The 24,006-nt window shown below is 49.6% G+C and carries 21 protein-coding genes; 4 read left to right on the top strand and 17 right to left on the bottom strand.

The genetic code is table 11. The features are described from left to right. Nucleotides 1-53: 53 nt before the first annotated feature. Nucleotides 54-959: a glycosyltransferase family 2 protein gene (locus tag LG204_RS08525; RefSeq protein ID WP_230336872.1), complete on the bottom strand. Its 906-nt coding sequence runs from the start codon at nt 957-959 to the stop codon at nt 54-56. A gap of 39 nt (nt 960-998) precedes the next feature. Then, nucleotides 999-2,543: a lipopolysaccharide biosynthesis protein gene (locus LG204_RS08520; protein WP_230336871.1), complete on the bottom strand. Its 1,545-nt coding sequence runs from the start codon at nt 2,541-2,543 to the stop codon at nt 999-1,001. A gap of 118 nt (nt 2,544-2,661) precedes the next feature. Here LG204_RS08520 and LG204_RS08515 point away from each other — a divergent pair, with 118 nt between their 5' ends. Together LG204_RS08515 and LG204_RS08510 are read left to right on the top strand one after the other, a co-directional pair. Continuing rightward, complete coding sequence (locus tag LG204_RS08515) at nt 2,662-4,140, top strand: DUF2264 domain-containing protein (RefSeq protein ID WP_230336870.1); 1,479 nt, start codon at nt 2,662-2,664, stop codon at nt 4,138-4,140. Nucleotides 4,141-4,206: 66 nt separating this feature from the next. Next, the gene (locus tag LG204_RS08510; protein ID WP_230336869.1) at nt 4,207-6,063 is read left to right on the top strand and encodes a methanol/ethanol family PQQ-dependent dehydrogenase; all 1,857 of its coding nucleotides are present in this window, start codon (nt 4,207-4,209) and stop codon (nt 6,061-6,063) included. Here the strand turns inward: LG204_RS08510 and LG204_RS08505 are convergent. Next, nucleotides 6,060-6,569, bottom strand: coding sequence for a DUF1993 domain-containing protein (locus LG204_RS08505; protein ID WP_230336868.1), 510 nt, complete (start codon nt 6,567-6,569; stop codon nt 6,060-6,062). The two genes, LG204_RS08510 and LG204_RS08505, sit on opposite strands and share 4 nt — an antisense overlap. Nucleotides 6,570-6,781: 212 nt before the next feature. On the opposite strand from LG204_RS08505, the gene arsC reads away from it, so the two are divergent. Continuing rightward, entirely contained in the window at nt 6,782-7,156 is a 375-nt protein-coding gene (arsC, locus tag LG204_RS08500; protein ID WP_230336867.1) for an arsenate reductase (glutaredoxin), read from the top strand. On the opposite strand, the gene mutS is transcribed toward arsC, so the two are convergent. Further along, nucleotides 7,148-9,724, bottom strand: coding sequence for a DNA mismatch repair protein MutS (gene mutS / locus LG204_RS08495; RefSeq protein ID WP_230336866.1), 2,577 nt, complete (start codon nt 9,722-9,724; stop codon nt 7,148-7,150). The genes arsC and mutS overlap by 9 nt on opposite strands. 126 nt (nt 9,725-9,850) lie before the next feature. Between mutS and LG204_RS08490 the strand changes: the two genes are divergently transcribed. Continuing rightward, nucleotides 9,851-10,495: a lytic transglycosylase domain-containing protein gene (locus tag LG204_RS08490; RefSeq protein ID WP_230336865.1), complete on the top strand. Its 645-nt coding sequence runs from the start codon at nt 9,851-9,853 to the stop codon at nt 10,493-10,495. Nucleotides 10,496-10,504: 9 nt separating this feature from the next. On the opposite strand, the gene galU is transcribed toward LG204_RS08490, so the two are convergent. The 13 genes from galU to epsG form a co-directional block, all read right to left on the bottom strand. Next, the gene (galU, locus tag LG204_RS08485) at nt 10,505-11,404 is read right to left on the bottom strand and encodes a UTP--glucose-1-phosphate uridylyltransferase GalU (protein ID WP_230336864.1); all 900 of its coding nucleotides are present in this window, start codon (nt 11,402-11,404) and stop codon (nt 10,505-10,507) included. Between the two features lie 121 nt (nt 11,405-11,525). Beyond that, nucleotides 11,526-12,509: a UDP-glucose 4-epimerase GalE gene (gene galE, locus LG204_RS08480; RefSeq protein ID WP_230336863.1), complete on the bottom strand. Its 984-nt coding sequence runs from the start codon at nt 12,507-12,509 to the stop codon at nt 11,526-11,528. Between the two features lie 62 nt (nt 12,510-12,571). After that, nucleotides 12,572-13,582 carry a glycosyltransferase family protein gene (locus LG204_RS08475; protein WP_230336862.1) on the bottom strand — a complete coding sequence of 337 codons (1,011 nt, stop codon included), beginning with the start codon at nt 13,580-13,582 and terminating at the stop codon, nt 12,572-12,574. 39 nt (nt 13,583-13,621) lie between these two features. Next, on the bottom strand, nt 13,622-15,043 hold the full coding sequence (locus LG204_RS08470; RefSeq protein ID WP_230336861.1) for a mannose-1-phosphate guanylyltransferase/mannose-6-phosphate isomerase: 1,422 nt from the start codon (nt 15,041-15,043) through the stop codon (nt 13,622-13,624). Nucleotides 15,044-15,111: 68 nt separating this feature from the next. Next, nucleotides 15,112-15,876 (bottom strand): WecB/TagA/CpsF family glycosyltransferase, encoded by a 765-nt coding sequence (locus LG204_RS08465; protein ID WP_230336860.1) that lies wholly within the window; start codon nt 15,874-15,876, stop codon nt 15,112-15,114. A 265-nt stretch (nt 15,877-16,141) separates the two neighbouring features. After that, the gene (locus LG204_RS08460; protein WP_230336859.1) at nt 16,142-17,323 is read right to left on the bottom strand and encodes a glycosyltransferase family 2 protein; all 1,182 of its coding nucleotides are present in this window, start codon (nt 17,321-17,323) and stop codon (nt 16,142-16,144) included. Between the two features lie 71 nt (nt 17,324-17,394). Next, nucleotides 17,395-17,790, bottom strand: a complete 396-nt coding sequence (locus LG204_RS08455) for a GtrA family protein (RefSeq protein ID WP_230336858.1) — start codon at nt 17,788-17,790, stop codon at nt 17,395-17,397. A 26-nt stretch (nt 17,791-17,816) separates the two neighbouring features. After that, on the bottom strand, nt 17,817-19,034 hold the full coding sequence (locus LG204_RS08450; RefSeq protein ID WP_230336857.1) for a glycosyltransferase family 4 protein: 1,218 nt from the start codon (nt 19,032-19,034) through the stop codon (nt 17,817-17,819). Then, complete coding sequence (locus LG204_RS08445) at nt 19,031-20,434, bottom strand: O-antigen ligase family protein (RefSeq protein WP_230336856.1); 1,404 nt, start codon at nt 20,432-20,434, stop codon at nt 19,031-19,033. Before LG204_RS08445 ends, LG204_RS08450 begins: the two co-directional genes overlap by 4 nt. A 24-nt stretch (nt 20,435-20,458) precedes the next feature. Then, nucleotides 20,459-21,310, bottom strand: coding sequence for a glycosyltransferase (locus tag LG204_RS08440; protein WP_230336855.1), 852 nt, complete (start codon nt 21,308-21,310; stop codon nt 20,459-20,461). A 121-nt stretch (nt 21,311-21,431) separates the two neighbouring features. Beyond that, the gene (gene epsI, locus LG204_RS08435; RefSeq protein WP_230336854.1) at nt 21,432-22,130 is read right to left on the bottom strand and encodes an exosortase-associated protein EpsI, B-type; all 699 of its coding nucleotides are present in this window, start codon (nt 22,128-22,130) and stop codon (nt 21,432-21,434) included. 4 nt (nt 22,131-22,134) lie between these two features. Further along, nucleotides 22,135-23,049: an exosortase B gene (gene xrtB / locus LG204_RS08430; RefSeq protein WP_230336853.1), complete on the bottom strand. Its 915-nt coding sequence runs from the start codon at nt 23,047-23,049 to the stop codon at nt 22,135-22,137. 69 nt (nt 23,050-23,118) lie between these two features. Further along, nucleotides 23,119-24,000: a chain length determinant protein tyrosine kinase EpsG gene (epsG, locus tag LG204_RS08425; protein ID WP_230336852.1), complete on the bottom strand. Its 882-nt coding sequence runs from the start codon at nt 23,998-24,000 to the stop codon at nt 23,119-23,121. Between the last annotated feature and the right edge of the window lie 6 nt (nt 24,001-24,006).

The raw sequence follows: 24,006 nt of genomic DNA, 5'->3' as shown, positions 1-24,006 counted from the left end.
TTTAAAGGCACAAACCTCAATCGAGTCAACGCCATGAAATATGGTAGCAATAATTACACCAGCTCCTTATAGTCCTTTTGGATAATTTTCTTTTGAAAAACCTGATACTTGAATTTCAACGAATATGACTTGAGGATTCTTTTATATCCCCCTGGCCAAAACCCAAGCCTCATAAATCGCAATAATTCAAGCAGGTCAGGTTTGAATCCATAATGCCTAGAAAAAACTTGCAGCCATAATTTTTGTTGCTGCCGAGGATCATTCGCCGCATGTTTTTCTATCATGAGGCGGCATGATGTACTGATTAGCTGTTTTTTTCCAACGGACAAGCGATCTGCTCTTGGGGACTCATCAAAAATATAGGTAGGGATATCCATAAGCCGTGCTTGACCATAGGTCTTAACCACCCGGAAAAAAAACTCCAGATCCTGCCATGCAGGCATACTCTCATCAAAACCTTGTGTATTAATGAAATACTCACGTCGAGTGAAAATCTGATTCCCTATGTAATTAGCCTCGAATAAAGACTGATAGGCGATTCGCACTCTGCGTTGACCTAGCTTATATTCAGAATTAACCCTGGACAGCGCCTGAGGAAAAATACATGACACCGGCACAGTTTCATATTTCTCTAGGAAATGCCAATAATCCAGTAGTGCAGCGATGTGGTGAGGCATGAACTCATCGTCGTCGTCAATGCCGGTTAAAAACTCACCCGTGGATGCCTGGATTGCAATATTTCGTGCATAACAAGCGCCAAAACTTTGTGAATTCAGAAAAACCTTAACCCGAGCTTCTCTGGCTTCGAGCGCTTTCAAATACTCTCGACTTCCATCCGTCGAGCCATCATCCACTACCAGTAATTCAATATTCTGGTAGGTTTGAGCAAGCACTGAGTTTACCGCCATTTGCATGGTGGCCAGACGATTTTTCGTCGGCATATAGATTGAAACACGCATGATTCCCCCCCGGATGTCTTGATGTTTCCCCAATAGTTTTTATTTATTCAGCCGTGCTTTTACCTTACCTATCAGAGATTGCAGCAGACTAATGCACTCATGCTCTGGGCCATGGGGTTTACCCACCAAGAGCCAGAGCCCCAATACCACCGATGCATAAGCAACGGCGCCAACAAAAATGAACAGGATCAAATGAGTGATCATTTGCAGGACACTGTGACCAACCCCAAGTTGATAATGAAGACCTCCAACTAGCACCACCATACTTACGACCCCAGTAAGGGAACGTATATTGGCCAACCACTGCTCACGAATAGATGTGCCGATAATCATCTTAACTATCGTCATATTCATATGTACGCTAACCACTGTGGATATTGCTCTACCGATCAGAACCCCAAGCAAACCTGCCGTCCAAAGACCAACTACGATCAAGGGAATCCGAATAGCAAAGCTGATGAGATCACGTTTGAAAAGTAATTTTGTTTGCCCCTGGGATAAAGCAAGAGGCTGGACTGCGGAACTGAGGGTTTGAAGTGCGACTGAGCCTGCCATGATCTGGATAACCAGAATCACTGGCTCCCACTTCTCCCCCAAAAATAATAAAACAATCGACGATGACAACAAGGCGATACCTACCCCTACGGGAAGAGCAATCATGGCCACAAGGGTCTGGGCTTTGCTATATGCACTCTTCAGCCTTTGTTTGTCTTCACCTATTTTGCTGAATCCTGGGAAAAGGGTAGTTTCAAGAGGAGAGATCATTTCCCGTGTCGGCTTCGTGGAGAGATTGTCACCTACGGTGTAATACCCTAGAGCTTTGTTTCCTAAAAGAAAGCCCACCAACAAATGATCAAACTTCCAATTCAGCGTGTTCACAATCTGGCCTAATGTTAACCAGATTGAAAATGACCATAATTGCTTCGCATGCTGGAACGAGACTCGCGGGCGATATGGATATACAAGATAGGAGACTGCAATACTGACCAGTTGCGAGACAACGGTGCTTGCAATCAATGCCCAGTAACTTTGGTAAATCACGGCTATCACAATACCTACCGTAACACCCGCCAATCGTTCAGCGACATTTCTTACAAATTCCTGCCAAAACACAAGGTTTTTGGTTAAAACAACCATCTTCGGATTGGTAAGCCCATTCAGTGCCAACGTGATTCCTAGAATCATCATCACGGATTGCAAGCGAGGGTCACCGTGAGTATCTGAAATCCACGGGGCAGCTAGGCAAAAAATGCCCCCTATGGTTGATGATCGCAACACATTCAATGTCCATGCAGTGTTGTAATGAACATCTGTAGGATTTCTGTGATGAATCAAGGCAGAAGCCAATGACAACTCGGTGACTGCGCTGATAACACTAAGCATGGTTGTAGCAAAAGCAACGAGGCCAAAATCATCAGGCGTCAAATACCGAGCAAGAATAAGCGTGCTTAGGGTACTAAGCCCGTTGACAATAAGTTTGGCTGCAGAAAGCCAAGCTACCCCTTTTGCAAGTTGTTGTTTCATACCCTGTCTTGAAAGTTGAATATCATTTTTTCTTGTTATATTTTTCCAAACAGACTTCATTTAACGCTGATAAATTAAAAGAATATACTATCCTGCGTCATCTTGTGTGCTTCAATTAGAACCTATACATATGCTAATGCAAGAGCTTAATTTTAACTCTATGAGCAGCCTCATTTAGATGAATCACAAAGCCAAGACCAACATCCAAGCAAGATATGTAGTGATAGCAATTGTATTCACATTCATGATATCAAGCACATATTGGATACTCAGCAAGGAGTTCTCTCCATCGAGTAAAGAATTATTGGCTCCCTTTCAACAATCGTCCCCAAATAATACATTTTCAGATTACACCCATTTATTTGAATATTTTCTAACCGGTTTTATCGCGAATAAAAGTGATGGTAATACAAGAGCTTATTATGAGGGAAGCCCCATGGAACAGGGGGCAGAGGTAGCCAGCATCGAGGGATTTACAAGAACTGCGCCTTTGTTTGCAGCCTGGATATATGGTCAGCATGGCACGCAATACACCTTGAAAAATGGGCATTCTGTAGATTTGGTTAATTTGCTGAAGACCGGTATTGTGAATGGGACAAACCCTGAGCATGCCGAATACTGGGGAGCTATGCACAACTATCAACAATCCATTGTTGAAGCTGCTGATGTAGCGCTGGTGGTGTGGCTAACGAGAGAATATATCTGGGATACATTAGAAGAAAAACAAAAAAACAATATTGCTACATGGCTGCGGCAAGTGAACGGCAAAAAAATTCCAGCCAGCAACTGGCACTTATTTGTCATTCAGGTGAATGCTGTACTAGGCTCGCTTGGTCAGCCATATGATGCAAAGGTCACGCAAAACAGCTATCAGCGGATCAAATCATTTTATGTCGGTGATGGCTGGTTCAAAGATGGCGATGCGCAAGATCGCAGCACCTATGATTTCTATAATGCCTGGGCATTTCATTACCATCTCCAATGGATCAATAAAATCCAACCCACGCTGGATGAGATATTTATACGCGAAAGCCTGCAAGCATTCTTAAGTAACTATCAATATCTCATAGGCACCCATGGCATACCCATCATGGGGCGTAGCGCGTGCTATCGCTTAGCGGCCCCGGCCCCCCTTATTTTCGGCCAATCCATTGACCAGCAATCCATTTCAAGTGGCGTTGCCAAGCGCTCGCTTGACGCCACATGGCAATATTTTATTCAGCAGAGTGCTTTGAGTGATGGAAACATTACACAAGGTTACTGTGGCAAAGATACCAAAATACTGGAGCCATATTCAGGCCCGGCAAGTTGCTTATGGTCTTTGAGATCCTTGATTGTGGCTTTTTCTCAGCCGATCAATAGTACGTTTTGGCAATCTCAGCCTCAGTTATTGCCAATTGAAATAAGTGACTATAAAAAAACCATTCCTGCCATTGGGTGGACAGTAATAGGAAATAAGAAAAGTGCTGACATTACGATACAAGTGGCGGGCAATAGCCTGGAGAGAACTCAGCTGAGTTTAAAAGATATAGGCTTCTATGATCGAATAATGGAAATCATCACTCAAAAATCAAGAAGGCCAAAAAATTATGAGGTCAAATATAATTTGAAGGAATACTCATCTTCAGAGCCTTACTGTGACTGCATAAAAATGTAAGGCATTGAATTATTGTAATTTATGAAAGCGCTGTCAGCGGTTTTTCAAGTTTTTCGTTATGTGCTTATGAGTAAATCAAATCGCTTTTCTGGCTTAATCAGCTACCTTTCAATTCTTATCACCGCCCATGCTCATGGAGCCCCCCTCTCCCTTGAGGACAATTGGGCAAGCCCAAGAAAAGATAATTTCAATCAAGCATATAGCAGACTCAAGCAGATTAATGCGAGTACTGTCGGCAAGCTCCAACTCGCATGGACCTTCTCCACCGGCATCACCCGTGGTCATGAGGGAGCTCCACTGGTCATCGGCGATATTCTGTATGTGCACACCGCATTCCCAAACAATGTTTATGCATTGGACTTGAACCATCAGCAGAAGATCATCTGGTCTTATTTCCCCAAGCAGTCGGAGGATATACAGGGCATCCTCTGTTGCGACAACGTCAGCAGGGGACTTGCCTATGGCGATGGCAAGATTTTCCTGCAGCAAAACAATGGCATGCTGGTCGCGCTGGATAGCCGCACAGGACAAAAGGTATGGGAAAAGCAGGTCAATGACCCCAAAACCGGGGCCACCAACACCAATGCGCCCTATGTGTTTAAAGATAAAGTACTGACGGGCTGTAGCGGCGGCGAATTTGGTGTGCGCTGCTTTCTGGCGGCTTATGCCATCAACGATGGACATGAGGTCTGGAAGGCTTACAGCATGGGCCCAGATAAAGATGTACGCATCGGCCCTGACTTCAATCAGGCCAATCCGCATTACAGTGCCCTCTCCGTTTATGAGGATGTGCATGGCGGCAACAAGGAAGGCGGCGCATTCAAAGCCTTAAGCAAAGATCGTCTGGTATTCCCGGAGAAAGATCTGGGCGTGCGCACATGGCTAAAGCCGCAAGCCGCCGGTAATGGTTGGGAGCATGGTGGCGGTCCGGTATGGGGGTGGTTTTCATATGACCCGGCGCTCAATCTGGTCTACTACGGCACGGGCAACCCCTCGGTGTGGAATCCCGATGTGCGGCCCGGCGATAATAAATGGGCAATGACGCTATTCGCCCGCGATCTGGATACCGGCATGGCGAAATGGGGTTACCAGCTCACCCCGCATGACGAGTGGGATTACGACAGTGTGAATGAGATCATTTTGTGGGATCACGGCAAGCAAAAGCTTGCAACGCATTTTGACCGCAATGGCTTTGCCTACACGCTGGATAGACGCGATGGCACGCTACTGGTCGCCGCCAAAATGCATCCCTTCGTGAACTGGGCAACGCATGTGGATCTCGCCACTGGCGTGCCACAAAAAGACTCGCGCTACTCCACACACGAAGATCAGGAGACCGCCAATATCTGCCCCGCAGCACTTGGGGCGAAAGACGAGCAGCCTGCGGCTTACTCCCCAAAAAGCGGCATGTTTTATGTCCCACTTAATCACCTTTGCATGCGTTATGAAGCAGTGGAGGCCAAATATGTCGCCGGGCAACCCTGGGCAGGCGCCAGTCTGACCATGTTCCCGGGGCCCGATGGCGTCATGGGTGGATTCATGGCGTGGGATGGATTGAAAGGTGAGGCAAAATGGTATAACCGCGAACCTTATCCCGTATGGGGTGGCGCGCTGGCGACGGCGGGTAATCTGGTGTTTTACGGCACACTGGACCGCTGGTTTAAAGCGTTGGATGCCCGCTCGGGCAAACTACTATGGCAATTCCAGGTAGGATCCGGCGTGGTGGGTAATGCCATGACCTATGCGCACCACGGCAAGCAATACATAGGTGTGTATTCCGGCATTGGCGGCTGGGCAGGCATTGCATTAAATCAAGGCCTTACCCAGGAATCAGACGGTGCGGGAACCGCTGGCGCCTTCAGGGATCTCGCTAAATACAATGCCGCGCCAGGCGGCGGCGCCCTGAATGTATTCGGGCTTTAACTCAAAGCACCTAAATAGTCTGGTTTACCCAGCTCTACACCGTTGTGTCTCAAAATCCCATATGCCGTGGTCATGTGGAAATAAAAATTGGGAATCACGAACGTGAAAAGATAGGCTTGCGCCGTAAACGTCACCTCACGACCACGTAACTTCAGCTGAATCTCCCGCGAGGCGGCTGCTTCCAGTTGCTGAGGGGTTATCGTCTCGATAAACGCAATTGTTTTGGCAATGCGCTGTTGCAATTCATCAAACGTGGACTCTGTGTCTTCAAAAGCAGGAATCTCAACCCCTGCCAGGCGGGCGGCACACCCCTTTGCGGTATCCGTGGCAATCTGGATTTGCCGCGATAGGGGAAACATATCTGGCGCCAGCCGCGCGCCAATCAGAACGGTTGGATCAATACTGCGCGCCTGAGCGTAGGTCTCCGCCTTTACCAGCATTGCACTCAGGTTACGGAGCCCACGCACAAACAAAGGGCTGGATGCATCGTAAAAGTTAAGGGACATGATATTTTCCAATCAGAATGAAGATAGAGAGTTGGCCAAGTGAAGGCCGCGCCCCATAACATAGACGCTTGTGTGAAGGCCGGCAAGCCATCGTCTCAATATAGACAAATCATCAAACAGCACTGCTGGCGATCATGAAGCCGACAATAGGCAGACTTGCCGAATAGCATAAGCTTGTTTACCCTCAGCATTTCATTTTGGGAACCACCGTCATGTCAGAGATCACCATTTACCATAACCCACGCTGCAGTAAGTCCCGAGAGACTCTTGAGCTAATAATCCAAAGCGGTCAAGAGCCCACGATCATTGAGTATTTAAAAACACCCCCAGATCGGGCTACGCTTGAGAAATTACTGCGAGATGCACGTCTGGAGGCCAGGGACTTATTGCGCAGCACCGAGGATATTTATCAACAACTGAATCTGGAAAACCCCGATTTATCCGATGAGGCCTTGCTGGATGCCATGGAGTCGCACCCAGAACTCATTAATCGACCGATTGTTGTCTCACCCCTTGGCACCCGCTTGTGCAGGCCCGCTGAGAAAGTATTGGAAATACTCGGCAACGCCACACCTTCTCTAAAGTAGAGTTTTTAATTTATATAACGCTTCCAGCGCCTGCTTGGGTGTCAAATCATCCGGATCCAGGCGCTCCAGCTCCGCAAGCGCGGGGGATACTTCAACGTGCGGTTCGGCAGCAGGCTGGCTGAACATATCGCCTTGAGGCCCCGCCTGTATATTCTGTTGCTCAAGTTGCACCAGTTTGCGTTTAGCCGCGTTAACTACTGAGCGTGGAATACCAGCCAACTGGGCAACCTGCAGGCCGTAGCTCTGACTGGCAGGCCCCTCTTGCACCGCATGCAGGAAGACAATGCCATTGCCGTGTTCCACCGCATCCAGATGCACATTGGCGGCTTGTTTGAAATCTTCTACCAACCGTGTCAGCTCAAAGTAGTGGGTGGCAAACAAGGTATAGCTGCGATTACGCTCGAGTAATTGCCGCGCGACGGCCCAGGCCAGCGAGAGACCATCAAACGTGGAAGTGCCCCGCCCGATTTCATCGAGCAATACCAGGCTGTATTCCGTGGCGTTATGCAGGATATTGGCCGTTTCCGTCATTTCCACCATGAAGGTCGAGCGGCCGCCAGCTAGGTCATCCGAGGCGCCTATGCGGGTAAAGATACGGTCTACCTGTCCGATACGTGCAGCCTTAGCGGGAACAAAGCAACCGCAATGCGCCAGCAGCACGATCAGCGCTGTCTGCCGCATATAGGTCGATTTACCGCCCATATTGGGCCCGGTGATCAACAGCAACTGGCGGTAAGGCGTGAGCTGCACATCATTAGCGATAAACGGTTGCGCCAGTTGCTCCACCACCGGGTGTCGGCCGGCCGTGATCTGAATACCCGCTTCGGCGGTAAATTCAGGTTGCACGTAACTCAGTGCCTGGGCACGCTCGGCAAAGGTGGCGATGACATCCAGCTGGGCGACGGCGTGGGCATTGGCCTGCAAGGCTTGAATATAGGGAGCAAGTGCATCAAGCAAAGCGTCATACAGGGCTTTTTCGCGCGCCAGGGCACGCTCATTGGCGGAGAGCACTTTGTCTTCAAAGGTCTTGAGCTCGGGCGTAATAAAACGCTCGGCGTTTTTAAGGGTCTGCCGACGGCGGTATTCGGCCGGGGCATGCTCGGCCTGGGCACGGCTGATTTCAATGTAAAAGCCATGCACGCTGTTGTACTCAACCTTGAGGTTGGCCAAGCCGGTACGTGCGCGCTCTTCCGCCTCAAACTTGAGCAGAAATTCGCCACAATTGGTTTGTATGCCGCGCAGCTCATCCAGCTCGGAATCATAGCCATCGGCAATCACCCCACCTTCACGCAGCACTGATGAGGGCTCGGAACGTATGGCCGCGGCGAGCAAGGAAGTGACGTCGGCAGGCGGCTGTAGCAAGGCAATTGCCTGTTGCAACAATGCGGATGGCAAGCCTGCCAGGGATTGTTGGAGTTCGGGCAATTGCTGCAAGCTGTCGCGCAACCCGGAAAGATCGCGAGGGCGGGCGCTTTTCAAGGCCACGCGCGCGGTAATGCGTTCGATATCGCCAATGTTGTTAAGTAGGCGCCGTGGCGTTTGTAGGGCATCGCCGTGCAATAGCGCAGCAACGGCCTCCAGGCGTGCCTGTATCGCCGCATGATCACGCAGTGGATGGTGCAGCCAGTGCCGTAGCAGGCGTGCACCCATCGCCGTGCGGCTGGTATTCAGCAGCGAATAAAGAGTGGGCGTCGGTTCACCACGCAGGGTTTGGTCGATTTCAAGGTTGCGGCGGCTGGCGGCATCAAACTGAATATATTCGCCACTCTGCTCCACCGACAAGGCATTGATATGCGGTAGGCTGCTGCGCTGGGTATGTCGAACGTAATCGAGCAAAGCCCCTGCTGCCGAGATGGCTTGCGTCAGGTCGGCGCAGCCAAAGCCAGCCAGGTCATGCGTATTGAATTGCTGGGTCAGCAATTGCGTGGCGGAGTCGAGATCAAACTGCCACGGTGCCAGGCGTTTTTTTGGGCACTTGAGTGCTTCAATGCTGGGATGCTGGTAACCATCGGCCAGCAGCAATTCAGCAGGAGAAATACGCTCCAGCTCCTGCGCGAGCAGTCCTGGGGCAACTTCAGTGAGCACAAGCTGGCCGGCAGCCAGGTTAATGCGGGCCAGGCCAACAATGCCCTCCCCGGCTGATACGGCAACTAACAGATTATCCCGGGTGTCGTCCAGCAAAGCGCTATCTGTCAGGGTGCCTGGCGTCAGGATACGCGTGACTTGCCGTTCTACCGGCCCTTTGCTTTTGGCAGGGTCGCCAATTTGCTCACAAATGGCGACAGCTTCCCCTAGTTTGGCCAGCTTGGCGAGGTATTGCTCGGCGGCATGATAAGGCACCCCTGCCATGCGTATGGGTTCGCCATTCGACGCACCACGCTTGGTCAGGGTAATGCCTAACAGCTTGGCGGCTTTCTCGGCATCGTCATGGAACAATTCATAAAAATCGCCCATGCGATAAAACACCAACATATCTGGATATTGGGCCTTGATCCCCAGATATTGGCGCATCATGGGCGTATGGTTTTCGGCAGATGGGTTTGGTGTGTCGACAGCAGTAGTGGTCATGAGTTGAGCAGTGATTCCGTGGCGGAGTTAGCGCGCTGTTAAAGCGGCATTTTCTTGTTAACATGCAAGCATGCACTCTGAACTGGCAATATTTTAAATCGTATGCAGTTAATTTGCAGATTTAACATGGCGGTATCCGCCCTTTTTATTTCAGGCCTGCCTCTGGCATGGGCAGGCGATGCCACGTCACATGATGCCATCCCCTGCGGCACCAGCACTCCTTATCAATTGCAACCATCCGCAGATGAGCTGGCACTCCAGCGTCAATTGCTGGCCGCCAAGCCGCATGCCAAATCCATTCTCTCCGCCGCTCGCAGCTCCGGGTTGGACCCGTGTCTGGTGCATGCCCTTATCGCAGTCGAGTCTGGTTATCGGCAAGATGCCATCTCCAGCAAAGGTGCCTTGGGATTAATGCAAGTAATGCCAGAAACCGGCAGCCGCTTTGGGGTCAGCAATAGTGCCAGCTCGGTGTCTGCCAACCTCAAGGCTGGCACACGCTATTTCAGCCAGTTGCAAAAAAAATACCCAGGCCGGCTGGATCTGGCGATTGCGGCGTACAACGCTGGTGAAGGCGCGGTGGAAAAATACGGTAACGAGATTCCGCCATATGCAGAAACCCAGGCGTATGTGCCCAAGGTAATGGAGCAATATGAAAAGCTGAGCGGCAAGCCCATCAAAAAACAGCCGCAAAACCAGCCGCGAAAATACATCGAGGGCACCACATTGGCGCCCTCGACCTTGAAAAGTTACCGCATGACCACGCAGCGGTAAGGTTTCACTTTACTTCTTCTTGCTGGCAGCGCCTTCAGCAGCGATGGCTTCCAGTAGGGCTCGCAAATCCTTGCCGCACTCAGGGTGTTTGAGACCCAGGCGCACGGTGGCTTCCAGGAAGCCGGACTTGGAGCCGCAATCGTAACGCGTACCTTCAAAGCGGTACGCCAGAATCTGCTCCTCGCTCAACAGGCTGGCAATTGCATCCGTCAATTGCAACTCGCCACCGGAACCGGCTTGCAGGTTTTCCAGATGGTGGAAAATACGGGGAGTCAGGATATAACGGCCAACAACACCGAGGTTGGATGGCGCATCTTCCGGCTTTGGCTTCTCTACAATACCTGCAACCTGCTCAATACCATTGCTCATCGGGTGTGTTGCGACAATCCCGTAGCTCTTGGTTTGATCGCGCGGCACTTCCTGCACGCCCAGCAAGGAGCAACGGTAATATTGGTAGGCATCTACCATTTGTTTGACCACAGGCACTTTGGCATCAATCAAGTCATCGGCCAGAATCACGGCAAATGGATCGTCATTGACCACAGGCTTGGCCAGCTTGACCGCATGGCCCAGGCCCAGCGCCTGGTTTTGGCGGATGTAGATGCAGTTCACATTCTTGGGAACAATATTCTGCACGACAGACAGCAATTGCTTCTTACCATTGCGTTCCAGTTCGTTTTCAAGCTCATAGGCCATATCGAAGTGATCAGAGATGGAGCGCTTGTTACGGCCGGTAATGAAAATAAGATCGGTGATGCCTGCAGCAACCGCTTCTTCAACCGCGTATTGAATCAGTGGCTTGTCGACGACAGGCAACATTTCCTTGGGATTGGCTTTTGTAGCCGGCAGAAAACGCGTACCCAGGCCCGCGACCGGGAAGACTGCCTTAGTGACATTTTTTTGACGCATTTGAGTTTAATCTCCCAACAGGTTGGATGATCGCTTGAAAAGGGGTTGCGATCATCGTGATAAAAATCATTAATGTAATGTACACCAATGACCGAAATATTAAATAGCCCTTAAGGACCAATCAAACAGGCTTGCCAACTGTTTTGGACTCCCACTGCCAGGCATGCTGGATGATGGTTTCCAGATCCGCATAGACTGGCGTCCAGCCCAGCTCGCTACGAGCCAGGGAAGCATCGGCCACCAGTCGTGCAGGGTCACCCTCACGGCGCTCGCCCTCCGCCACCTTGATAGGCTTGCCTGTCACTTTTTGTGCCGCGGCAATGACTTGCTGCACAGAGAATCCGGCACCATTGCCCAGGTTGTAGCGGCGGCTGATATTGGTTTCCATCAATTTTCGCAACGCCAGCGAATGCGCGCTGCACAAATCCACAATGTGAATGTAATCACGGATGCAAGTACCGTCCGGCGTATCGTAATCGCGACCAAACACCGTAATGTTGTCGCGCCGGCCGGAGATGGCCTGCAACACCAGAGGAATTAGGTGCGTCTCTGGCTCATGCCGTTCGCCCAATTGGCCTTCAGGATCAGCACCTGCCGCATTGAAATAGCGCAGGCAAACCGACTTGATGCCATAGGCGCGCTCATAATCGCCGAGCGCCTGCTCCACCATGAGCTTGGAACGGCCATAAGGGTTGAGAGGATTTTTCGCATGGGCTTCATCAATCGGCACATACTCCGGCTCGCCGAATACCGCTGCCGTTGACGAGAAAATAAAGTAATTCACCCCATGCTTCACCATGGCATCCAGCAGATTCATGGTATTGGTGAAGTTGTTGAGATAGTACTTGTCCGGATGGCGAACCGATTCGCCGACCTGAATGTATGAGGCAAAATGCATGACTGCATCGGGTGCGTATGTCACGAACACCTCATCCAGCGCTGACTTGTCGGCGAGATCCGCCTGTACAAAAGTGCCGCCAACCACCGCATCGCGATAGCCCGACGACAGGTTGTCAAACGTAATGACCTCATGGCCCTCGCTCAACAGCATTTTGACCATGTGCGACCCAATGTACCCGGCACCGCCTACTACCAAAACTTTCATCGTCTTCCCTTCTTCATTTTTAGCTATTTAGCGCAGCGCTCTTGAAACGCTGATCGCTGTATTCAATGTAAACGATAGGCCTTTTTTAATGCATCCGTAATCACCGTATCGCCAAAATGGGCTTCAGCAATCGCTGGCTGGATCGAAATCTCAGGCCGGAACTGCGCGGCTGCTTGAGCCACGCCTGCCACATCCGGGCTGACCGCGACATATCCGTCTGGCAATGAACGGGCAGCCCACGCCATGAAGGGCGTTTCAAGCGCAATCACATGCTTTTTCAAGGACATGGCGAAAAAAAACGTGCCGCTCACCACGACATTGTCTTCTGCGTGGCAAATAATCACCGCCTGCGACTGCTCAACCACAACCTTTGCCTCGTCATCCGATAGCTCTCTGGCCGCAAAATGAATATTGTCCGACGCTTGCGCACGTAACTCTTGCACATACGCCTCATCGCCGACGATACCGGCAATCAGAAGATGCATATCTGCTGGCCACACTTTCATAAGCTCATGCACATTCTTGTAAGGCATGATGCGCCCGAACACGATGAAATAGGGTTTGCCCTGCAAGGGCGCGAGCTCCGGCACTTGCAGTGACGGCGGACTGCTCTTGAACTGATAAAGCGGATGGGGCACATACTCATAACGCCCGACATCGGCACCCGAATGCGAGATCACCACATCGGAGAGTTTCTCCATGAGGCGCATGAAACGAAGAATTTTGGGTATATCCGATTTGGCAGCCCCATGTGGGTAGTAGTTATGCACCACCATGACGATATTTTTCGTCACCACTTTCAAGACCAGCAGCTTTACAAACAAACTGCCAGCCCTCGTGAGTGAAAATCGCTTGGTGCTTCGATCCAGACATTCAGTTTCCAGCCAGTTGATGACCGAAAAATCATTGCGCTTGAATCCACGGGCAACCATTGTTTTGAGCGCTTTATAAAAACCCTCAAACGGTACAACCTCGGCGAAAGTCGAGTGAAGCTCGATCATCCGCTCTGTGTACTGGTTACCCGTATGAAAATAAGGATAGTAGGTAATGCGTGGCAATGTATTTTGTGTCACTTAAACTAGCCCGTTACGCTTTTTATTGTTCAACCCAGATCAACTGCGGCCGTATGTATCTTCAAAACGCACAATGTCGTCTTCACCCAGATAGCCGCCTGATTGCACCTCAATCAGATGCAAAGGCAACTTGCCCGGGTTTTCAAGGCGATGTGTAGCGCCAATGGGAATATAGGTAGACTGGTTTTCGCAGAGCATTTCGGCTTCGCCATTTTTGGTGACGATGGCGGTACCACTAACCACCACCCAATGCTCTGCTCGATGATGATGCATCTGTAATGAGAGCTTTTCGCCTGGCTTGACCATGATGCGCTTGACCTGAAAACGCTCAGCAGCGTCAATGCCTTCATACCAACCCCAAGGGCGATATACGCGGGAGTGATATTCATGCTCCTTGCGGCCCTGCTCTTTGAGGTAGTCGACAATTTTCTTCACATCCTGCGCCGCATCCTTGTGCGCCACAAGCACGGCATCGCTGGTTTCCACGATGATCAGGTCTTCAACCCCCAGCGCAGCCACCATGCGGCCTTCGCTACGTACCATGGAGTTTTTTACGCCGTTGAGGTAGACATCACCCACAGTGACATTGCCGGCGTCATCCTTGTCCAGTACGTCAGCAAGAGCCGTCCAAGAGCCGACATCACTCCAACCAATATCCACAGGAACAACGGCGGCGTTCCGCGTGTGCTCCATCACGGCGTAATCTACCGATTGCGATGGGCAGTCCTTGAAGCTGGCTTCATGCAGGCGCACAAAATCAAGGTCGGTATAGCTTTGCTCCAGTGCCTCGCTCGCCTTGCTGGCGATATCAGGAGCAAATTGGGCAAGCTCTTCCATGTATTGCTTGGGGCTGAACAGGAACATACCGCTGTTCCAGTAGTAATCTCCAGAGGCAAGATACTGCTTGGCTGTTTCAAGATTAGGCTTTTCAACAAAACGGGATAATTCAAAACTACCTGGGCAACTAGCCAACGCCGCACCACCGTTAATGTAGCCATAGCCGGTTTCTGGCACCGTAGGTTTGATGCCGAACGTCACCAGACGCCCACTTTTTGCTGTCTGTGCAGCAACGGCAATGGCGGCGGAGAAAGCCGCCTTGTCTTGAATGACATGATCCGCAGGCAATACCAGCATGAGCACATCATCGGTACTTTCCTGCAGCAAACGGCTCGCCGCAACGGCAATGGCAGGCGCGGTATTACGGCCAACCGGCTCAAGGACAATCGCCTTGGGCTTGCTGCCGATCTCCAGCAACTGCTCTGCCACCAGGAAACGGTGATCATTACCGCAAACAACGATAGGCGACTCAATCGACTCAACGCCGTTGAGACGCAGCAAGGTTTCCTGCAACATGGAATGTCCGGAAGTCAGGGGTAACAATTGCTTGGGCAAGGCCTGCCTTGATAATGGCCACAAGCGTGTCCCGGATCCACCCGACAATATCACTGGCACTATTTTCATTTACATTTCCCCAAATCAATTTTCGACATTATTCAATTCCCCTCCAGCCCTATGTTAGCAGGGCTAGATCAATCCTTTTTCAACCATTCTTTCAAGAATAGTCGTGGAAACACCATGGCATCGTTCAGATATCGGGATACCAGCCTTTTGGGCTCGGATGCCATGCGGTGCAGCCACTCAACCCCGCATCGACGCATCCACATCGGAGCCCGCGGTTTCTCGCCAGCCAGAAAATCAATGGTCGCGCCGACGCAGAGCGCCGCCTTTACCTTCAACGCTGACTGATATTTAGCCACCCATAGTTCCTGCTTGGGCGCTCCCAAGCCTATCACCAGCAAGTCTGCTTGCGTTTGATTGATCTGGGTACAAATCTTTTCGCACTCTTCAGGGCTTTTTTCAAAGCCCATGGGCGGACTATACAAACCAACCACGCTGACGTTAGGCCATTGTGCATGAATATACTCGGCAGCGCGCTCTGCCACGCCAGCGCCGGCGCCCAGCAAATAGACACGTAACACCTTGTTGTTAAGTGATTGTGCATGGGTAAACAAGGCCGGGACCAAATCACTCCCAGGCACGGTGCCAGGCAAAGGCTTTCCCAATAACTTTGAAGCCAACACCACAGGCTTGCCATCTGCCACCACCAGCGAAGCCTGATCATAGGCATCTTTGAATGCGGTGTTTTCACTAAGCTTAACCACATGGTCGACATTCGGCGTCACCACATACCGGCACTCTCGTACATCATCGTCCAGCCAGGTAAATATGCGAGCCACACTGCCTGCCATATCCAGCACGTCAATCTTGATATTAAAAAGCTGTATATGGTTCATTGATTCATCTTGTTTATTAGAACGAGTTTGCATGCGTTGTCGGTTATCAGTTAAGCAAATAGCAGGCCCGAATTATCAAACCAGCCTGAAATTAAATACGGTTTATAAACAGTGACCTTAAATCAGCCATGGGAGCCACATCTCAGCCCATGTCTCAAAATGACGACGGATAAAAAGGGCCGAAAAAAATTATGTTTGCAATCAAGTTACCCATCATTAACCACCGCGTCTCCAATCAGCGACAAGAGGCGAATGCGGGCCAAACTTAATCGCGCTGCGAGCGTACCCACTCCACTTGACGCTTGACCAGAAACTTCAGATACAAGGGAATTTTCTTGAGGGCGTAAAAAGGCGCATACGCCAGCATCCACAAAGGAATGGCGTGCCGCCCGAATTTAGCCCATGCAGCCATCACCGCGAATATCAACAGCACTAGCATCGCGCCACCTAATACCAGTGATCCAGCATATCCGAATAAGGCGATGATCGCTGCTATGACAATGTAGCCACCCAAAAACATGACGAGCAACGCCAAAGGCGGAATACAGATATCCAGTGCCATCGCGACCAGCTCGGCATTGCGAGTGAGTAAACCTTTCAATACCAGAGGAAGTCCTGTATTAAAAATCATGCTGATGTGCCCATGCTCCCATCGTGTGCGCTGAGAGTCAGCCCCGGCCTCATTGGTAGCAAATGCACTTTTGACGAGCGCTTCATGGCAAAAAATGGGCGCATGACCGTCATTGGCTGCATCCAGTCCCAGCTTCATGTCTTCTACCAAATGCCCATTGGCGAGATCGGCCTTTGAAATAAAAGCCCATGGAAACGCCATGCCCGTGCCCATCAGTTGACATGGTCCTTGCATCACGCGCAAGCCCAGCGGACGTACCTGATTTTTAACCACCCAGGCAAACTCGGCCAGCCGTGTCTTGAGAGCACCGGCTTCAGGCGAAACCATCAAGTAAAGTGCTTGCACGGGTCGCTGACGCACCATAGCGGTTTGTGCCAGCGTTGGAATGGCATTGGGTCCTACCCAACAATCAGCATCCACAATCATCACAATCTCCGGCGGCTGCACGGTGGTTTTGAGGTATTGCATGCCATAGTCCATAGCAAAGCCCTTACCTCGCTTTACATCATCATGGCGCTCAATAACGCTAACACCATACTGGCGGGCAACTTGCGCCGTATCATCAGTACAATTGTCGGCAATCACGATAATGCTCTCTGGGATGGTGACCTGCGCCAGCAGCGACTTAAGCGTGACGCCAATACCATTGCTTTCGTTATGCGCAGGGACCAGTATCGCCAGCGATGGAGTAGCGGCGTGCATATCGGACGTTTGTTTTGAATAAAAAAACGCCATGGCAATTTGCAGGCAAAAATAGCTGGTCGGGACAAACAGGACAACGCCGACGACGAACCAGATGAGATCAATGTATTGCATGTATCAGTGTCACCTCAGTATTTACGTTCAGTCAAAAAAAGAGTGATGGCGTAGCCTGTGTTCGCTCCGCATTAATGTTTGAAAATGTATCGACTGGCTAACAGGTAATTAAGCAGCATCCCTACACAGCTTCCTAAAAACACCGCAATCAAAGGATACGTTGCGGCTATGGCAATATGGTGAAACGCCCACAGCGACACCACAGCATTCATCACTGCGCCAGGTGATTGGGAAAGCATGAATGCGCCGCACTCGCTCATGAAGTTTAGGCCTGGCTTGCCTGCCTTGAATGTAAATACTCGATTCAATATCCATGAGCAGACCATGGCTAAAAACACGCTTGCAATCCTCGCTACATTCGGCCTCAAACCAAACTGCATGAATGCAGTAAACATCAAGGTATCAAGCACCAATACCACGCAACCCACCAAGGCAAACTTCCACAGTTTTACCAGATGCTGCATCATGTTTCGACGCGTGTTGCTCACCTTGCTTAATGTATCTGCGAGGAAGGCAAGGACTGAAAAAGTGCAATCAGCTTTTCAGCTTCCGTATCTACCGCATGCCGTGCAATCACACGCTCATGGCCGCGCTCGCCCATCGCCGATAACTCAGCAGCTGGCGTTTCCATAAAGCCTTGTATTGCACTTGCCAGGGCTTCCACGTCCCCAGCCGGGAATAACCAGCCCGTTTTACCATCCACTACCAGCTCCGGAATACCAGCAACATACGTTGTTAATACGGGGCGCTTAAGTGCCATTGCCTCCATAATGACCACCGGCAACCCTTCTGCAAAACTTGGCAATACCATCGCGCTGGAGTTTTGCATATGCTCGCGCACCTGGGCACTTGTAATCCATCCGGTGATGCTGATTTGCGATTCAAGCTTGTGCTTGCGTATCTGGGCTTCAATTTCCGCACGCATCTCACCATCCCCCGCCAATACCAGCTTCACTTTATGCTGGCGGGCAGCCAACAAAGCGATTGCCTCCACCAGAAGCATTTGCCCTTTTTGCTCGCACAAACGCCCAACGCAAACCAAACGATGTACATCTGGAACAGGTACAGGACTGACATTGTAAAAATCCGCTTCCAGTCCACAATGCACTTCATGAATTTTTGACCAGTCATTAAAGTCCACCCAGCGAAACAGCTGACTTTTTGTGAAGGCGCTGATCGCAATGACAAAACTGGCGTGATTCACCTTTTCCTTAAGGTGGATCAGCTTGTTTTTATCGAACTCCTCCGGGCCATGTACTGTAAAGCTGTAACTCGGCCCACCGAGAAGCTTGCAGTACATCAAGACCTCCGTTGAGTTGGTACCAAAATGCGCATGCACATGGTCAATGTTTTCTGCTTTGTACCACTCGCGCAATATGCAAGCGTGGGAAAAGTAAATCAGACTATAAAAGAATACTTTTTCAGAGCGAAAGCCCAATTTAATAGCCAACAAAACCGTTTTAAGAAACAGCGCCGGTTGCTGTACAAAGGTGCTCAGTATGGCACTAATGCGAGCAAGCCCACCCGCTCGCATGATGTAGCGCGTTAACTCTCTCTCCCGAATATCACCAGGATCGACAACCGGGCTAAGCCAGCCTCGTATGGCCGTTCTGAAAACCTTGCACCCGTTTCGTTCCAGAGCATTGATCTCGCGACGAATAAAACTGGTGCTTACTAATGGGTGCTGATTAATGAAATACGCAATGTTCAAATTTTCTCTACCATTCTGGAATTCAATGATCCAACTTCACCATCAATGACCGGCGAATCTGCTGCAGGCTCAATCCTAGTCAGCCATCCCATCACCGATCCAATAAAAAACCAGAAATACCAGTTATAGTTAAGGTAATACATCATGTTATCGGAATAACTGAACATTAAATATTCAACGATCAAACTAACCGATACAAAGACCAGCAATCGGTTTCGACTCCAGAATTTGAATATCACCAATCCAGCCTTCAGATAAAGCCAGATATACGCGAGCAGGCCCACAATCCCCATTTCAAAGAACACTTGGTAGTAGATGTTATGGGAAGCTGCACCCGTAGGCCCTGCCAACGGGAAAAAGTCTATCGAATAATGTTTGAAGCTTTCAGCCCCATAGCCAAATATATATTTAGCCGGTTGCATCCAGTTCATTGCACACTCCCAGAGATACTTGCGCCACGCGTAAGAGTTAAGTTTAGCGTAGCCCACCATCTCGTTCCCTGAAGACAGGTCATTCAGCCGGTCCCTGACTTCGGGGATCATGAGAGCGACGATGGGCATTGCCACGACGAGAATAAGATAACGACGCTCATATAAAAGCGCATAGACTGTAAAGAAAGCAGCAAATCCAAGCCAAGCGCTCCGTGTTTGGGTTAATACCAGCATCAGACACAATATCGCCAGATAAATGGGTAACCATTTTTTCAAGTTCTTACCCAAAAAGTCACTTTCAGATTTCCATGCATAAAATCCAATGGAAATGACCAATACCAAGTAAAACGCAAACACGTTGGGATGATTAAAGGTACTGTTTATTCGACTACCAAAGTGGTGCATCGAATGCACGGCTAACATCACAAATCCATAAAGCAGAGGAATAACACTCGATAACAAGATAATTTTCAGCCACTTAAAGAAGTCCTTTTCGGTCTTCACCAAATGCATGCCTAGCATTAAAACAGCGGCTGTAGAAATCAGGCTTAAATATAATTTAATGGAAGGTACGCGTTCTGGTGACAGCACAATTGCAATGATGTATGCCGCTAAAAATGGTAACCAGATCGAGAAAAGAATTTTGCGGATATGTTTATCTGCTTGTAAATAAGCAAGAAAAGCAATCAGGATGATTAACGCATTTAATGCCCCTCCCAGGCCGATCCCCGCAAATTTGGTGGTATCCAGTATCTGGTCAATGGACGCTCGCACGAGTAATACCAGCAGAAAAAGAACATACCGATCTGCAATAAAAATCAGCCCCAATACGATTAGCGTTGGTACAGCGAGCAGCATGCCATAACGATGGCCAGCAAAATCCACAAGGCCTACAGATACCAGTCCGGAAAAAATGGCGATGAAGGCATAGATAATGGCGGCAATAATCGGGGTGAGGCTTTTATTCATGACGTGATTCACTATTCTGCATTATTAAGCCTTGCGACAAGCTTCCCGCAACATGCGAAGCATCCCTTGAGGCCAGAATCCAAGGCGCATGAATTTCCATATGTCCCGCAATGTAGGGCGTACGCCATAGAAAGGCGAAAATACACGCAACATTAACAATTGCTGGCCTCTAGGCGATTGGCTTGCATGCTTGGTAGACACGATACGGAAAGCATCGCGAATTTTCTTTTCGGACTTGACCGAAATACGATCAATCCGGGGAGAGTCATCATACAGTTGTGTAGGTAGATCAATCAGGTAAGCCTGACCGTATTTAGCGAGGACACGCATAAAAAATTCTAGGTCCTGCCAGGCGGGAAGTGATTCATCGAACAGACCTGCACCAATAAAGTGTTCTTTGGGTGCAAATATCTGATTACCTATGTAGTTAAATTCAATCAGGTCGGTGAAGCTTACACTACCGCGCTTGCCAGAAGTGCGAACCTTGACGCCATTGGCAATGATGACATCTTGCGAATATAAACAGGCTGGCTGGATGCCTAGACCTGCCAGTAACTCCCAATACTTTATGAAAGCTTCGACACGTGTGGGCTCAAAAGCATCATCGTCATCGAGCCCGGTAATAAACGCGCCAGTGGCCATTTTGATGGCTGCATTTCTGGCTTTTGGGGCGCCCTCTGCCGTTGCTTTATTTATGTAAAGCAAGCGTGAATCCCCTTGGGCTCGCTCGATCAGATATTGATCGGTACCATCCCTTGAACCATCGTTCACCACGATCACTTCTACATCAGCATGGGTTTGTTGCAAGGCTGAATCAATTGCCTTTTTTAACAAATCCAATCTGTTATGAGTAGGGATATAAATTGATACCCGCATAAATATCCTGAAATCTGAATTTAAAATCGCCCTAACAAGCCGAGCTATGAATATTGCATGTCGTGAAAACTACCCCTGCAACTTAAGCAGATTCCGGGCCAGAAAAAGTCTGTACTGAAACTTAGAATCGCGCCAGAACCCGTGCTTGATCCTGAGGGAGAACAGCAACCATCTCTTTCAAGAATTCTTCTTGACGTGCAAACGCAGCGGCAGCCTCAGATTCGTCATCCACGATAGACGATACTCTCACCAGGATGCCATCCGCCACACTCCCTGCCAGGCCGTCACGTAAAATTTTCAGGCGCATGTTAAGGGGCGTCACGGGATATTCGTTACCAATCCGGATCCAGTAACTCACTACTTCCAGGCGAGACGGTTGAGAAACCACGAGACGAACAACTTGAATGTCATGCTGGCCATCGATATTTAACGATTGAACATGCCGGGAATTGATGGCAAACCCCTGTGCCTGATAACAAACATCTGGCCGGTGAATTTTGACATCCTGTGATTGCTCTTTGGCATAAGCCAACGCCAGCATGACCTGCGCCCCCTCGCCGGAGCGATAACTACGCATCAATACACGGTCATATGGCTGATCAACATTTTTATCGGTGGTGTCGACCAGGCCAACTTGCAAGTATGGATTAGGCTGCTCTGCCCAGTCATTGATTTTTTTAGGCAACATGGCCTCGAAATCTTCGGGCATTTGCTGCGTTTGCATTTGAGGTGTTAACCAATATGCCAGACCGGCAGTAGCCGCAAAAAGCAAGACTATTAAAATGGCCAGGCGCAATGAAGCTTGAGGAAGTTTCACCATTTGGCTATACCTTGAGATCAGATGACTTGGCTTGCGGGGATTTTTTAAACTTGTTTGATAGCACTCGCAAAAGGCCATCCGTCGCAATCACTAACAAGAGGGCTGTAATAAACAGCACAATGCCTGAAAACTCATGCAAGAACCCTTGCCCGGCGGCATCTCCCCAATGATACGTAATGAGCGCAAGCACAATGACGCGGGTGACATTGGCAATAAAGGAAATAGGAATAATCAACACGGCAAGCATGAAGTTTCTGAATGGGGATTCATGATGTGTCACATTCATGTACAAAAGCCCCAATACTTCAAGGGTAAACAGCGAGTTTAGGCCTGCGCACGCATCCGCTACCAGCAACTGATATTGGCCGATGGTCAACATAACCCCAGTCCGTGCGATGGGATAATCCAAGGCATAGAGAATATGCTCTGTCGCAAAAGACACCGCGGTTTTCATAGGTAACGTTGCTGCATCCACCACAAACGCCGGCAAAGGCACCACAAAACACAAAAAGAAAAATGCAAACCATAAAAACTTGGCGACCCGGCTACCCATAAAAATCAGGGTAATCCCTAGTAGCACAGGAATAAGCGAGCCAACTTCAAGAATCAAAAGGGTTTGCGATCGCCCCAGAATGAAAATCAAGAGGCCAAAAATAAGAATGGGCCATCCCAATACAGGCAATGGCTCAACCTGAATGCCATAGGTGGGAAGCTGTTTTAACTTGAAATAAAAAAACCAGATAGACACGAAGAAGACGATGGGGCCATGCGCATGGCGTTCCGTACCCCATAAGCCATGGAATAAATCCCAGAATGTTGGGAAATAAACAATTAACAACCCAACCGCAATTGCGATCCAGGCCCACATGGTTTTATCTGGAGAGGTCCAACGAAGTGCAGTATTGCCAAACTTGTCCATGACTATCGCTTTATTTCACACAGAAGGGGGATTTCATACATTCAATTCCCCCTCTGTCATTCAAGTTAATTAAAACTGGTTGGCAACAGCCCCGACGATTCGTACTCCTACCCCACCGAGTTGATCTTTCAACACGTTCAAGTCATGTAGCTTGGTTTCATTGACACGGGAAACGACCAAAGTGCCTCGACAACGCCCGGCTATCGCCTGCGCATCCGAAGATTGTTCGGTAGATGAGGTATCCACAATAATCACATCGTAATCACCCATCACTCTGTTCATGAGATCGGTGAATGAACTGCGCGCCAACAACTCTTGAGGATTGGGAGGGATGGTGCCAGCGCCAAGCACGGACAAATTCTCAAACGCACCAAGATGGGTAATGACCTCTGGGCCAGAACGTCCAATCAAAATATCGGAAAGACCGCGAGGTTCACTCAGGTTGAAGTTGCGGTGCTGCACAGGTTCGCGCAGGTTAGCGTCAATCAGCAAGGTGTTTTCACCCAATTGTGAGAACACAATCGCCAGATTGGCTGCAATGTAACTACAACCATCGCCCGATTTTGCTGATACAACGGCCAATGCCTTGTTACCCTCGCTGAACCATCGCAGGATAAGCTGTGTACGCAAGGCACGCAAAGCCTCAACTTGTTTAGAAAACGGCTGATATGCAGCGACAAGGTCTGGCGAGAACCCGCCCTCGTTTGTTTGCAAGTATGGGTATTCAAATTGGACAGACAATGCTTGTCTGATATCGGCTTCATTGATGAAACCCAGTCTCAGTGCCGCTTCACCGAAGCGGATGTTTTCCTGCTTTTGCAACCGCAACACCCGCTCTGCTTCATCTGCAGTCAGCTTACCCAAATCCAGTAACAACTTACCTATATTTGCTTCACTTTTCTCCGGCTTGATATTGCTTACTGCCGGAGTAATTCCATTCGTCAGATCCATATGATT

It is taken from the genome of Methylovorus menthalis, assembly GCF_020523625.1.
GTDB lineage: Bacteria > Pseudomonadota > Gammaproteobacteria > Burkholderiales > Methylophilaceae > Methylovorus > Methylovorus menthalis.
This window is presented reverse-complemented; position numbering and strand designations above follow the sequence as displayed.

What these genes read in the sequence shown, in the direction of transcription:
- mutS (WP_230336866.1), bottom strand. Translation starts at nt 9,724, where the DNA reads ATGACCACTACTGCTGTCGACACACCAAACCCATCTGCCGAAAACCAT.
- LG204_RS08515 (WP_230336870.1), top strand. Translation starts at nt 2,662, where the DNA reads ATGAATCACAAAGCCAAGACCAACATCCAAGCAAGATATGTAGTGATA.
- LG204_RS08510 (WP_230336869.1), top strand. Translation starts at nt 4,207, where the DNA reads ATGAGTAAATCAAATCGCTTTTCTGGCTTAATCAGCTACCTTTCAATT.
- LG204_RS08440 (WP_230336855.1), bottom strand. Translation starts at nt 21,310, where the DNA reads ATGCGGGTATCAATTTATATCCCTACTCATAACAGATTGGATTTGTTA.
- LG204_RS08465 (WP_230336860.1), bottom strand. Translation starts at nt 15,876, where the DNA reads ATGAACCATATACAGCTTTTTAATATCAAGATTGACGTGCTGGATATG.
- epsI (WP_230336854.1), bottom strand. Translation starts at nt 22,130, where the DNA reads ATGGTGAAACTTCCTCAAGCTTCATTGCGCCTGGCCATTTTAATAGTC.
- LG204_RS08525 (WP_230336872.1), bottom strand. Translation starts at nt 959, where the DNA reads ATGCGTGTTTCAATCTATATGCCGACGAAAAATCGTCTGGCCACCATG.
- galU (WP_230336864.1), bottom strand. Translation starts at nt 11,404, where the DNA reads ATGCGTCAAAAAAATGTCACTAAGGCAGTCTTCCCGGTCGCGGGCCTG.
- LG204_RS08470 (WP_230336861.1), bottom strand. Translation starts at nt 15,043, where the DNA reads ATGAAAATAGTGCCAGTGATATTGTCGGGTGGATCCGGGACACGCTTG.
- epsG (WP_230336852.1), bottom strand. Translation starts at nt 24,000, where the DNA reads ATGGATCTGACGAATGGAATTACTCCGGCAGTAAGCAATATCAAGCCG.
- xrtB (WP_230336853.1), bottom strand. Translation starts at nt 23,049, where the DNA reads ATGGACAAGTTTGGCAATACTGCACTTCGTTGGACCTCTCCAGATAAA.
- galE (WP_230336863.1), bottom strand. Translation starts at nt 12,509, where the DNA reads ATGAAAGTTTTGGTAGTAGGCGGTGCCGGGTACATTGGGTCGCACATG.
- LG204_RS08460 (WP_230336859.1), bottom strand. Translation starts at nt 17,323, where the DNA reads ATGCAATACATTGATCTCATCTGGTTCGTCGTCGGCGTTGTCCTGTTT.
- LG204_RS08455 (WP_230336858.1), bottom strand. Translation starts at nt 17,790, where the DNA reads ATGATGCAGCATCTGGTAAAACTGTGGAAGTTTGCCTTGGTGGGTTGC.
- arsC (WP_230336867.1), top strand. Translation starts at nt 6,782, where the DNA reads ATGTCAGAGATCACCATTTACCATAACCCACGCTGCAGTAAGTCCCGA.
- LG204_RS08445 (WP_230336856.1), bottom strand. Translation starts at nt 20,434, where the DNA reads ATGAATAAAAGCCTCACCCCGATTATTGCCGCCATTATCTATGCCTTC.
- LG204_RS08520 (WP_230336871.1), bottom strand. Translation starts at nt 2,543, where the DNA reads ATGAAGTCTGTTTGGAAAAATATAACAAGAAAAAATGATATTCAACTT.
- LG204_RS08505 (WP_230336868.1), bottom strand. Translation starts at nt 6,569, where the DNA reads ATGTCCCTTAACTTTTACGATGCATCCAGCCCTTTGTTTGTGCGTGGG.
- LG204_RS08490 (WP_230336865.1), top strand. Translation starts at nt 9,851, where the DNA reads ATGGCGGTATCCGCCCTTTTTATTTCAGGCCTGCCTCTGGCATGGGCA.